At 66.7% G+C, this 11,191-nt stretch carries 9 protein-coding genes; 5 read left to right on the forward strand and 4 right to left on the reverse strand.

The features are described from left to right. Nucleotides 1-49 precede the first annotated feature (49 nt). The gene (locus AC1DX2_RS23970; protein ID WP_477198943.1) at nucleotides 50-451 is read left to right on the forward strand and encodes a winged helix-turn-helix domain-containing protein; all 402 of its coding nucleotides are present in this window, start codon (nucleotides 50-52) and stop codon (nucleotides 449-451) included. Nucleotides 452-479: 28 nt separating this feature from the next. Here the strand turns inward: AC1DX2_RS23970 and AC1DX2_RS23975 are convergent, their stop codons facing one another. Then, nucleotides 480-998 carry an RrF2 family transcriptional regulator gene (locus tag AC1DX2_RS23975; protein WP_477198944.1) on the reverse strand — a complete coding sequence of 173 codons (519 nt, stop codon included), beginning with the start codon at nucleotides 996-998 and terminating at the stop codon, nucleotides 480-482. 149 nt (nucleotides 999-1,147) lie between these two features. Here AC1DX2_RS23975 and AC1DX2_RS23980 point away from each other — a divergent pair, with 149 nt between their 5' ends. From AC1DX2_RS23980 to AC1DX2_RS23990, 3 genes are all read left to right on the forward strand, one after another. Then, entirely contained in the window at nucleotides 1,148-1,588 is a 441-nt protein-coding gene (locus tag AC1DX2_RS23980) for an OsmC family protein (protein WP_477198945.1), read from the forward strand. Between the two features lie 99 nt (nucleotides 1,589-1,687). Further along, nucleotides 1,688-2,422: an aspartate/glutamate racemase family protein gene (locus AC1DX2_RS23985; RefSeq protein WP_477198946.1), complete on the forward strand. Its 735-nt coding sequence runs from the start codon at nucleotides 1,688-1,690 to the stop codon at nucleotides 2,420-2,422. A 13-nt stretch (nucleotides 2,423-2,435) separates the two neighbouring features. Continuing rightward, nucleotides 2,436-4,253, forward strand: coding sequence for an ArnT family glycosyltransferase (locus tag AC1DX2_RS23990; protein WP_477198947.1), 1,818 nt, complete (start codon nucleotides 2,436-2,438; stop codon nucleotides 4,251-4,253). Nucleotides 4,254-4,265: 12 nt separating this feature from the next. Here AC1DX2_RS23990 and AC1DX2_RS23995 read toward each other — a convergent pair whose 3' ends face one another. Then, nucleotides 4,266-7,112: a M16 family metallopeptidase gene (locus tag AC1DX2_RS23995; protein ID WP_477198948.1), complete on the reverse strand. Its 2,847-nt coding sequence runs from the start codon at nucleotides 7,110-7,112 to the stop codon at nucleotides 4,266-4,268. 124 nt (nucleotides 7,113-7,236) lie between these two features. On the opposite strand from AC1DX2_RS23995, the gene AC1DX2_RS24000 reads away from it, so the two are divergent. Further along, a complete protein-coding gene (locus AC1DX2_RS24000) occupies nucleotides 7,237-7,650 on the forward strand; it encodes a hypothetical protein (protein ID WP_477198949.1) in 414 nt (137 codons plus the stop codon). Between the two features lie 29 nt (nucleotides 7,651-7,679). Here AC1DX2_RS24000 and AC1DX2_RS24005 read toward each other — a convergent pair whose 3' ends face one another. Beyond that, a complete protein-coding gene (locus tag AC1DX2_RS24005) occupies nucleotides 7,680-8,588 on the reverse strand; it encodes a c-type cytochrome (protein ID WP_477198950.1) in 909 nt (302 codons plus the stop codon). 173 nt (nucleotides 8,589-8,761) lie between these two features. Beyond that, nucleotides 8,762-11,176 carry a sodium:solute symporter family protein gene (locus tag AC1DX2_RS24010; RefSeq protein ID WP_477198951.1) on the reverse strand — a complete coding sequence of 805 codons (2,415 nt, stop codon included), beginning with the start codon at nucleotides 11,174-11,176 and terminating at the stop codon, nucleotides 8,762-8,764. Nucleotides 11,177-11,191 lie beyond the last annotated feature (15 nt).

The following is an 11,191-nucleotide window of genomic DNA, read 5'->3' on the forward strand; positions in this document are numbered from 1 at the left end:
AGAGTTTTCCACAAATGCCGGCACAATAGCCTTGCGCACTGCCCAGCCCATGCCTGCCACCCGATCCACCAAAGCCCCAGTTGCTCCAGCACCTGTCACCGTCAACGCCAAGCCGGCGCTGAAGCTGCGCATGCGGGTGATGACGGGGGAGACCATTGCCATCGGCCCGGGCAAGGTGCAGCTGCTGGAGGCGATGGCGCAGACCGGCTCCATCACTGCGGCCGCCAAGCAATTGGGCATGTCTTACCGGCGCGCCTGGCTGCTGATTGCCGAACTGAACCAGGCGCTGAAGGCGCCTGCGGTGGCCTCGGCCACCGGTGGCCAGCATGGCGGCGGCAGCCAGTTGACCGACACCGGCCGCGAGTTGATCGCGTTGTACCGGGGCATAGAAGCGCAGGCCCAACAGGCCTGCCAGGGTGATATCCGCAAATTGCTGAAGCTGCTGGCCTAGGCGCCAGCCTGCGGAAATTTGCCGAGCGTCAGCCGCGGTTACGCGCGCTGGCAGTGGCTTTTGTCACGGGTTTGGCGACGGGTTTGGTTGCGGCTGCACCGGTCGTCCAGGTGATGGGCTGCCACAGTCCCAGGGCCGCCAGCGCCGGGCTGCTGTCCACCAGGTCGGCCAGGGTGTAGCGCTGCATGACGTCAAAGAACGCCTGACGGGCCAGCAGCAACGCCTGCTCCAGGCCGCACTGGCCCGTGAGCACGCATTGGTTGTCCTCGCCCAGGCACTCCACCAGCGCGAAATCGGCCTCCAGCTGGCGCACCACCTGCCCCAGGCGCAGCTTGCGGGGATCGGCGGCCAGGCGCATGCCGCCATTGCGCCCGCGCACGGTCTCCACCCAGCCGGTCTTGCCCAGCACGTGGGTGACTTTCATCAAATGCGCCTGGGAAATGCCAAAGGCCCCCGAAATATCGGCGATCGTGACCAGTTCCTGCGTGCGCGAGGCCAGCACCAGCATGACGCGCAGCGCATAGTCGGTGAATACAGTAAGTCGCATAAAGATCTATTTTAGCGAATGCTTTAGCGTATCGTCCGGATTGGCCTGCCATTCGAGCGCCGTTGTGCGCAGGCGCACAGAGTGGCTGGCAGCCTGTCCGCATACTCGCTGTTGCGGAACTCAACCGCATTCCCGCGAAGGACAGACCCATGAGCATCGAAAAAAGCGCCAGCGTGCATTGGGAAGGCCGGGGCAAGGCCGGCCAGGGCCAGATCAGCACCGATACCGGCGCGCTGGAAAAATACCCCTACGGCTTTGCCAGCCGCTTTGAAGACGACCGGCGCGGCACCAATCCGGAGGAAATCCTGGGCGCGGCACATGCTGCATGCTTCACCATGGCGTTTTCATTCGCCTGTGACAAGGCCGGCTTCGCCACCCAGTCCGCAGACACCCAGGCCCGGGTGCGGTTGGCCAAGCAGGGCGAAGGCTTTGCCATTGACCGCATCGCGCTGACGCTGAGCGCCGTGGTGCCTGGCATGGATGAGGCGACGTTCCAGCAGATTGCCGCCCAGGCCAAGCGCGACTGCCCGCTGTCCAAGGCGTTGGCGGCCGTGCCCGAGATCACACTGCAGGCCACGCTGGGGACTTGAGTTCCGGCCGGCCGCGAATGAAACCCGACGGCCGCCCAGCGGTTCAGCAGCGCGATGGGCTGCACGCATCGCCGTGTTGCCCTAAACTGCGCGCTGATCATGGACACGGCACAAGCACTGCACATCGGCATCGTCGGCTGCTCGGCCGAGGGTGCGGCGCTGTGCTACCGCACGCTGTGCGCCGAAGGCGCCGGCTTCATGGGGCCGCATGCGCACCCGGAAATCTCGCTGCACACGCTGCCGCTGGCCGACTACGTGGTGTGCCTGGAGCGCGGCGATCTGCACGGCGTGGCCCAGCTGATGCTGCGCTCGGCGCGCAAGCTGGCCAGCGCCGGAGCGGACTTTCTGATCTGCCCCGACAACACCATCCACCAGGCGCTGCACCTGGTGCTGCCCGAGTCGCCCCGGCCCTGGCTGCACATTGCCGACGAGGTGGCGGCCGAGGCCGTGCGGCGCGGCTACCGCCGGCTGGGGGTCACCGGCACCCGCTGGCTGGTCGACAGCGCGGTGTACCCGGATGCGCTGGCACGGCGTGGCCTGGAGTGCCTGCTGCCCAGTGAGGCTGAGCGCGACGACATCCAGCGCATCATCATGGACGAACTGGTGCGCGGGGTGTTCAAAGCCGACGCAGTGGCGCGCTTTCAGCAGGTGTTTGCGCGGCTGAAGTCGCAGGACTGCGACGCCGTGGTGCTGGGCTGCACCGAGATTCCCTTGATCATGAACGACACCAATTCCCCCCTGCCCACCCTGGACTCGACCCGGCTGCTGGCGCGCGCGGCGTTGCGGCGTGCCACAGCGGCCTTGCCAGCCACCTCGTCCTCCACCTGCCTCTGAAGATCCGTTGCGCGTGACTGACCTGCATGCCGCTGCCGCGCCAACGACGGCCATCTCCGCCAAACTGCCCTCCGCCCACACCCTGCTGGCGTTGAGCTGGGCGCTGGGCCTGCTGGTGTGCGGGCTGTGCCTGGCCTTCCCCGCCGTGGATGGCGATGCCATGGTCTATGCGGTGATCGCCAGGAACATCGCGCTGCACGACGACTGGGTCAACCTGACCTACCTGGGCCGGGACTGGCTGGACAAGCCGCATTTCCCCTTCTGGATGATGGCCATTGCCTTCAAGCTGGTGGGTGTGGGTGAGCGCGCCGTTCTGCTGCCGGGCCTGCTGTTCTTTGGCCTGGGCGCCTGGCAGACCCACAAGCTGGCGCGCTTCTTTCACGAGCAGCGTGTGGCCGCGCTGGCCTGCCTGCTGTATGTGAGCCTGTTCGGCCTGATGCTGAGCGCCTACGACCAGCGCGCCGAGGTCTACCTGCTGGGCCTGATGCCGGGCGCCACCTACGCGCTGCTGCGCTTCGAGTTCAGTGGCCAGTGGCGCTGGGCCCTGCTGGCTGCGCTGTTGGGCGGATGCGCCCTGATGACCAAGGGGCTGATCGCTGGCGTGCTGCTGGGGGTGGGTGCACTGGCGGTGCATGTGTACCGCTGGCGCGCACCACGCGGCTACTCGCGCTGGCGCTGGCTGGCGCTGGCCGCGCTGGTCTTGCTGGCCACCAGTCCGGAGCTGGTGTGCCTCTACCTGCAATTCGACCTGCACCCTGAAAAAGAGATGTTCGACCGCACGGGCGTCTCCGGCCTGCGCTTCTTCTTCTGGGACAGCCAGTTTGGCCGCTTCCTGAACACCGGCCCGATCAAGAACACCCAGGGCGACCCGCTGTTTTACCTGCACAACCTGCTGTGGACCTTCTTCCCATGGGGCTGGGCCTTGATGGCGGCGCTGCTGGACACACTGGATCGCCTGCGCAAGGCGCGCACCCTTGTCGCGCTGACGCTGCCCGAGGTGTTGCTGTGGTCCCCTTTTCTGTCGGCGTTGCTGGTCTTCAGCGCCACCCGCTACCAGATGGACTACTACATGTTCCTGGTCTTCCCGTATGGCGTCGTGCTGTGCGCCGCCTGGCTGGCCGAGCGCGCTGCAGGCTACCCGCGCTGGTGGCTGTTGACCCATGGGGGCCTGAGCGTGCTGGTGCTGCTGCTGACCTTGGGCATCAGCCTGCCACCGCTGTGGCGCGGCGAGGCGGCGTGGGCCTTGCCGCTGCTGCTGGCGGCAACGGCGGGCGTGGCCGCCAGCGTGCTGCGCCACCAGTCCCGCCTGGCGCAGGCCTTGACGGTGGGCGCGGGGGCAGCGCTGGCGCTGTTCAGCTTTTCAGCCCAGTTTCACAACCGGCTGAACCAGGACTACAACATGGGCCGCAAGGTGGCCCTGCAGACGTTGGGCATGGCCCAACACCCCACCTATGTCTACAAGCTGGACTATTTCAAGGCCTTTGAATTCTTCAGCGACCAACCGGTGTTGCAGGTGTTCAGGACCGGGCCGCTGGCGCGGGACCTGCCACGCGCGCTGCAGGCGGACACCAGCTTCTACCTGCTGACCTATGCGGATGGCGCCGCCACCCTGCTCAACGAACTGGCCGAGACCAGCGGCCACGCCTGGCGCTGGCATGACGCGCCGGCCAGCACCCTGCCCTCCGACGGCACAGTGCTGGTGGCGCAGCCGCTGCGGGACTTCACCGAACTGCGTTTGCCCAAACAGTTCGTGGGCCAGTTGATGCGTGAGGACAGCCAGCTGGCGCACTACACCATACGTTTGCTGAAGGTGACCGCTCAGAAACAGTGAGTGGGAAGCGGACTACTTCGAAGCGGCTTGCTCAGGCAGCACCACACCAGAGCTGTCGCGCATCTCCAGCGGCTGGCGGCCAAAGGCTTGCAACTGGGGCAGCACCTTGGCCTTGTCACCCACCGCCACGACGATGAACTTGGCCGGATCGGCATAGGCCTTGGCAGCTGCAAAAGCGCTGGCAGGCGTTACCGCCGCCAGCTTGCCCGGCAGCTTGGTGATGCTCTCGGCCGGCAGGCCGTTGGCCCAGTCGTTGACGTAGCCGGCCACGATGGCCTGGTTGGTGTCGAACAGGCCGGGCAGCGCCAGCAGCTGGGCATTGCGCACGCGGCTGAATTCCTGCGCATCCATGGGCGCGGCGCGCACACCGTCGATCTGCTTGAACATGTCGGTCAGCGCCGCGCCGGTGACGTCGGTGCGCACGCTGCCGCGTATCGCCACCCGGCCGCTGGCGCGACCCAGCGCGTAGCCGGAATAGACGCCATAGGTGTAGCCCTTGACCTCGCGCAACTCGTGGTTGATGCGCGAAGTGAACAAGCCGCCCATGCCGGCGTTCATGATGTCGATGTCCTGCGCATGCGGGTCACTGGCCAAGGGCGCCAGCGCCACCACGCTCAGCGCGGTCTGCGGCGCGCCGGGCTTGTCCACCAGCACCACGCGGGCCGCGGTGGGCTGCGGCGCGACGGCCGTGGCAGCCAATTTGCCGGCCGGGCGCGGCCAGGCGCCAAACAGGCGCTGCGCCAGCTTGCGCAGCTCGGCCTCGCCCATGTCGCCGGCCACGACCAGGGCCGCCTGGTCGGGCCGGTAGTGGGCTTGCCAGAAGCCCTTCAGCGCGGCGATGTCGATGGCGCGCAGGCTGGCCTCGGTGCCCAAGGCGCCCTCACCCAGCGGATGCTGCGCGCCGAACAGGGCCTGGCTGGCCACCACCCCCACCAGCGCCGAAGCTTGGGTGCGCTGCTGGGCCAGCGCGCCCAGCCTGGCGGCGCGTATGCGCTCAACCTCAGCCGATGCAAAGGCCGGGTGCAGGGCCACGTCGGCCAACAGTTCCAGCCCATTGGCGAAATTGGCCTTCATGCTGGACAGCTCGACCCGGGCGTCTTCACTGCGGCTGGCAGTGTTCAGCGTGGCGCCCAGATCGGCCACCTGATCGGCAATCTGCTGCGCCGTGCGTGTAGCCGTGCCCTCTTGCAGCATGGCAGCGGTGAAACCCGACAGGCCGGGCTTGTCCAACGGGTTGGCCAACTGGCCGGCCCGCAGCACCAGCGTGCCGCTGACCAGCGGCAGGCCGGGCTTGGCGACGTGCACCACGGTCAGGCCGTTGGCCAGCACAAAACGTTTGCCCGCCGGCAGCACCAGCGGCTTGGCCTTGCCGCCGGCTGGCTGCTTGGCGCGCCAGGGTTCGTCGGCGTTCAGCGCTTCACCCTTGACCACCGTGGTGGGCATGGCCGGCGTGGGGATCTCCGGCCCCAACTGCTGGGCGCCAGGCAGGGTGATGGCGACCACCCGGGCATCCTTGCGCAACAGCGAAGCCACCACGCCGGACACCGCCTGCGGTGTCAGGGCGCGGTAACGGGCCAGGTCCTTGCCCAGGTAGTTGGGGTCGCCGGCCATCAGGTTGTAGTTGTTGACCGTGTCGGCCAGCGTGGTCACCTTTTCCAGCCGCTGCAGCATATGCGTCTGTATGCCGGCCACGGCGCGCTGCACCTCTGCGGCGCTGGGCGGGTTGCGCGCCAGGTTGGCCAGCTCAGCGTCCACCAGTGCCTCGATCTCGGCCAACGACTTGCCCGGCCGCGCCAGCACCTCGATGCTGAACACCGAGCCCAGGCTCAGCGACGCCTGGTTGACAGACACGCTCTGCGCCAATTGCTTGTCGTACACCAATGTCTTGTACAGGCGGCTGGCCTTGCCCTCGCCCAGGATGCTGGATGCCACGTCCAGCTCAGCGTCACCGGGCTTGAAGATGGCTGGCGTGTGCCAGGCCATGTCCAGGCGCGACAGCTCCACCCGGTCCGTCACCTGCACGCGCTGCTCGCCGGTCAGCACCGGCTGCGCGGCCACCACCGGCTTGACCGGTTCACCGGTCTTCAGGGCGCCAAAATACTTCTGCACCAGCGCCTTGGCCTGGGCCGGCTGGAAATCGCCTGCCAACACCAGTGTGGCGTTGTTGGGCCGGTAGTAGGTGCGGGCGAAAGCCTTGACGTCGTCGAGCTTGATGGACTGGATGTCGGCATGCGAGCCAATGACCGAAGCCCGGTAGGGATGGCCCTCGGGGAACAGCGCCTGGTACACCACTTCGGTGGTGACGCCATAGGGCCGGTTTTCGCGGCTCTGGCGGCGCTCGTTGCGCACCACGTCCTGCTGGTTGGCCAGCGACGTGGAGTCCACCTCGTCGGTCATGTAGCCCAGCATGTCGGACTTGATCCACAGTCCCAGCTCCAGCTGGTTGGAGGGCAGCGTGAAGAAGTAGTTGGTGCGGTCAAAGTTGGTGGTGCCGTTGTAATCGGTGCCGCCCACGGCGTCCACCAGCTTGTCGGTCTCGCCGCGCTGCAGGTGCTTGGTGCCGGCGAACACCAGGTGCTCGAACAGGTGGGCAAAGCCGGTCTGGCCCTTGGCCTCGTTGCGCGGGCCGGCGTGTATCCACAGGTTGAAGGCCACCAGTGGCAGCCGGTGGTCTTCCACCAGGATGACTTCCAGACCATTGGCCAAGGCGTACTTCTGGTGCCGTATGCTGAGCTGGCCGTTGGCCGAGTTCACGGCGCCCTGGGTTGCGACCGCCTTGGCCGGCGTGGCGGCATGCAGGGTGCTGGCGGCGCCCAGGCCGGCCAGAGCCAGCACGATGGCTGCTTGCTTGAAACGCATCACGATCTCCCAGGCTTCAAAGCCACGCATCTTAGCCGCACAGGCCAGGCGCCGCCAGATGGCGCCGCGGGCCAAGCCGGAGTACAGTGGCCTGTCGCAACAACCACAACAAGGAAACGAGACCATGGGCAAGACTTTCTGGCTGGCGTCGCTGGTGTTTTTTGTGGCCGCCATGGCCACGGACTTTTTGCTCCATGGCCTGCTGCTGCAGGCCGACTACCTGGCGCTGACCGGCATCATGCGCACGCCGCAAGACAGCCAGCAGTATTTCCCGCTGATGCTGTTGGCCCATGTGTTCATTGCGCTGACCTTCGTGGCCATCTACCAGCGCGGCGTGGAATACCACAGGCCCTGGGCAGGCCAGGGCCTGCGCTTTGGCCTGCTGGTGGCGTTCCTCACGGTGGTGCCCACCTACATGATCTATTACGTGGTGCAGCCCCTGCCGCCGCTGCTGGTGGCCAAGCAGATTGGCTTTGACCTGCTGCGCACCGCACTGCTGGGCCTCCTGGTGGGGTGGATGTACCGCTCACGCACGTGAGTTCCCCCCCGCGCCAAGCGGGGTACGGCTCAGCGCCCGCCGGCTGCCAGCGGCGGCAATGACTTCAGGTACAAGTACAGCGCCTCGGCATCCACATCGTTGATCATGCCCAACGCGCTAAATGGCATCACCTTGCTCACCGCGCTGCCATCGGGCCGCTTGCCGTTGCGCAGCATGGCCTTGAAGGCCTGGGCGTCGGGGTAGGCACCCATGGTGCCGCCCTGGCCGGGCGTCAGGTTGGCGGCGGCAGGCCAGTCCGGCGGGGCGCCGGGAATCTTGCCGCCCGACAGCTTGGCGCCATGGCAGCCCACGCACATCTGGCCCACGTAGCGGCCATGCTCCACGGTGACGGCCTGGGCGACAGGCTGTGAGGGCTTCAGGCTGTGGTCGATTTTCTCGGCGGCGTCCTGAATCAGGTTGAAGCCATACATGGCCATCAGCAGCGGGGGCAGCTCCAGCACCGCCTTGCCGCCGCGCGCCGGCGGCATCTGGCGCACATAGGCCACCAGGGAGGCGAGGTCTTCGTCGGTGAAGCGGTTGTAGTCTTCCGAGGGCATCACCATCAGCGTGCGGCCATTGGGCTTGATGCCATGGCGCAGCGCGCGCTCCCAGTCCTCGGGGCGGTAGTTGGCCACCACGTTGCCGGTGCCGGGGCTGATGTTGGGGCCGCCCAGGCGCAGGCCCATCTTGGCGTCGTCCGCGAAGATGCGACCGGCGCCGTTGGTGCCGTGGCACTCGGTGCAGCCGCGCGACAGGTACAGGTAGCGGCCGCGCTCCACGGCGGCGGCATCGTCGCGCATGGCCAGCATGTAGGCCGGCTGGGCGACCACGCGTTCACGCTTGGCGTGGCCACGCCAGATGCCAAAGCCAGCCACGCCGGCCAGCACGATGGCCAGTGCCAGCACCACGACCACCGTCCACTTGATCCAGTTCTTCATGTTCTTCCTCCAGCGCGCCCTGTTTTGTTGTGTCAATCAGAAAACAGCGCAGCATAGCAATTGGCCGCGCAGCGACCCAGCCGCGAGTGACGAAATGCAGATCAGCGGCGCCAAATGACGGAAAACCACGACCAGGTGGTCATACCCCACCCCGGGGGCCCCAGGGCCAAGCCCTAGTCGTAAATGGTCAGACCCTTCAGCGACTCGGGCGCCGGTGCCGGGAACAGCCAACTGGCCGCATAGCCCACCACGATGCACAGGCAAATGGAGATGGCCAGGTAAAAGTACGGGTGCACCAGCTTCATGAACCAGGCCAGCGTGGTCAGGGTGATGCTGACGGCCACACCGATGGCCAGGCCTTGCCAGTTGGCGCGGCGGGTGAACATGCCCAGCGTGTAGGCGCCGGCAAAGCCACCGCCCAGCAAACCGGCCAGTTCAATGGAGATGTCAAACAGCGAGTGGATGTCGAAGCGGCTCAGCAGCAGCGCCACCCCCATGCCCAAGAGGCCGGTGACCACGGTCATGGCCTCGGCAAAGCGCACGCTGGTCTTGGGGTTGGGGTTTTTGACCCACTTTTCGTAAAAATCGACCGAGGCCAGCGTGGCCACACTGTTCATGATGCTGGACAAGGTGGCCATGGCGGCGGCCAGGATGCCGGCGATGATGAGCCCGCGCACGCCCACCGGCAGCTCGGCCGCGATGAACAGCGGGAAGGTGGCGTCTATGGTCAGCAGCGGGTTCATGCGCTCTGGGTGGCTCTGGTAGTACACATACAACGCCGTGCCGACGCCGTAGAACAGCACGCCGGCGGGAATCATGATGGCGGCAAAGGTCCAGATGGAGCGGCCGGCGTCGCGGTCGTCCTTGGTGGACAGCACGCGCTGCATCAGCACCTGGTCCTTGGGGAAGGTCAGCACGACGTCAAACAGCACCAAGAACAGGAAGCCCCACACCGTGGCCTTGGTCAGGTCGAAACTGAAATCCAGCAGCTTGGTCTTGTGCTCGGCCTGGGCCACGGCCATCAGCTGCTGGGTACCGCCGTCCAGCATGTAGACGATGAAACCGATGGCGAAGAAGATGCCGCCCATCTTGACGATGAGTTGCACGAAGTCGGTCCAGATCACCGCCTTCATGCCACCCAGTGCGGTGTAGGCGATGGTGAACACGCCCATGATCAGGATGCTCCAGGTCACCTCCAGTCCGGTGATGGTGGCAATGGCCAGCGACGGCAAAAACAGGATGACGCTCATGCGGCTACCGATCTGCACCGCCATGAACAAGGCACTGGCCAGCGTGCGTATCACCCGGTGGAAGCGCGACTCCAGGTAATGGAACACCGACATCAGGTTCAACCGGCGCAGCAGCGGCACGATCCACACGGCGACGAACATCAGCCCCAGCACGGCGATCAGGTTGTTGCCCAGGTACTGCCAGTTGGTCTCGAACGCCTTGGCGGGGATGGCGATGTAGCTGATGGAGCTGGTGTTGGCCGCATACAGGCTGACGCCTGCTGCCCAGAACGGGATGGTGCGCCCGCCGACGAAGAAATCCGCCGTGGAGGCGCGCTTTTCGCGCAGGTAGAAGTACAGGCCCATGCCCAGCATGGACACCAGGTAGACCACGATGATCAGCCAGTCGAACCAGCTCAGCAGGAACTGGGTCGGCTGCACCTGGGCATAGGCAAAGGCGGCGCCCTCGCCTGCCGTGCCAGGCAGCGCCCACAGCATGCCGGTGCGCCACGGCGCGCCCAGGCGCGCGCCGGCCGCCTTGGGGTCGCCCAACGAGGCCCAGGAGCCGGTGATGGTGTGGAACATCTGCCATTGCGGCGCGGCGCTACCGTTGCCCTGCACCAGGTAGGTGATGTGCGCCTGGCCCATGGCGCGGGCGCTGCCGGTGAGCACGCTGCCCGGGGCCGCAGCCTTGTCCAACCAACCGCCGGCCACCGTCCATTGCAGCAGCTTGTCTTTGCCGTCCGTGCCCTGGGCGGTGACGTACAGCCCGCCTTTTTGGCCCACCATGGAAGTCAGCTGCAAGCCTGCGGGGCCGGTGGCGGCCACCGGCCTCCAGGCGGCGGCCGGATCATCCAGCGCCAGCCCTTGCAGCAGCAGCGCCCCCTTGGCATCGGTCCCCGCCACATACAGGGAACCGTCCAGCACGGCCAGCCAGGGGTCCGCCGCCAGCAACGGCAGCGCCGGCAATTTGGCAGCCAGGGGTTGGCCATTGGCCAGGGTGATGCGCTGCACCTGCGGCGGTGCACCGGCCACGCCGGGGGCCAGCAGCAGGAAGGCTTGCGCCTTGTCGCTGCTGACACGCAGCAGGTTGGCCGGCGGCTGCCAAGCGCTGCGCACCCAGGCCTTCTGGTCCGGCGCCAACAGCCAGGCGGCGTCAGCCGTCAACGCCATGGGCTGGTCGCCCAGGGTCAGCAACTGGGTGGCTGGCGCGCCGCCGGGCAAGGGCGGCAGGCTGCCGGTGCCGATGCTGACCAGGGTATCGGCATGCGCCGGTTGCAGGGCGGCGCACAGCAGCATCAAGCCGCACAGCGAGGCCGCGCAGAAGCGGCGGAACAAGGATGTGGTCCGCGTCAGCATGGGGTGAAGCCAGTC

This window comes from Hylemonella sp. P2_B10 (genome assembly GCF_056404875.1).

What these genes read in the sequence shown, in the direction of transcription:
- AC1DX2_RS23980 (WP_477198945.1), top strand. Translation starts at nt 1,148, where the DNA reads ATGAGCATCGAAAAAAGCGCCAGCGTGCATTGGGAAGGCCGGGGCAAG.
- AC1DX2_RS24005 (WP_477198950.1), bottom strand. Translation starts at nt 8,588, where the DNA reads ATGAAGAACTGGATCAAGTGGACGGTGGTCGTGGTGCTGGCACTGGCC.
- AC1DX2_RS23970 (WP_477198943.1), top strand. Translation starts at nt 50, where the DNA reads ATGCCTGCCACCCGATCCACCAAAGCCCCAGTTGCTCCAGCACCTGTC.
- AC1DX2_RS23985 (WP_477198946.1), top strand. Translation starts at nt 1,688, where the DNA reads ATGGACACGGCACAAGCACTGCACATCGGCATCGTCGGCTGCTCGGCC.
- AC1DX2_RS24000 (WP_477198949.1), top strand. Translation starts at nt 7,237, where the DNA reads ATGGGCAAGACTTTCTGGCTGGCGTCGCTGGTGTTTTTTGTGGCCGCC.
- AC1DX2_RS23995 (WP_477198948.1), bottom strand. Translation starts at nt 7,112, where the DNA reads ATGCGTTTCAAGCAAGCAGCCATCGTGCTGGCTCTGGCCGGCCTGGGC.
- AC1DX2_RS23975 (WP_477198944.1), bottom strand. Translation starts at nt 998, where the DNA reads ATGCGACTTACTGTATTCACCGACTATGCGCTGCGCGTCATGCTGGTG.
- AC1DX2_RS24010 (WP_477198951.1), bottom strand. Translation starts at nt 11,176, where the DNA reads ATGCTGACGCGGACCACATCCTTGTTCCGCCGCTTCTGCGCGGCCTCG.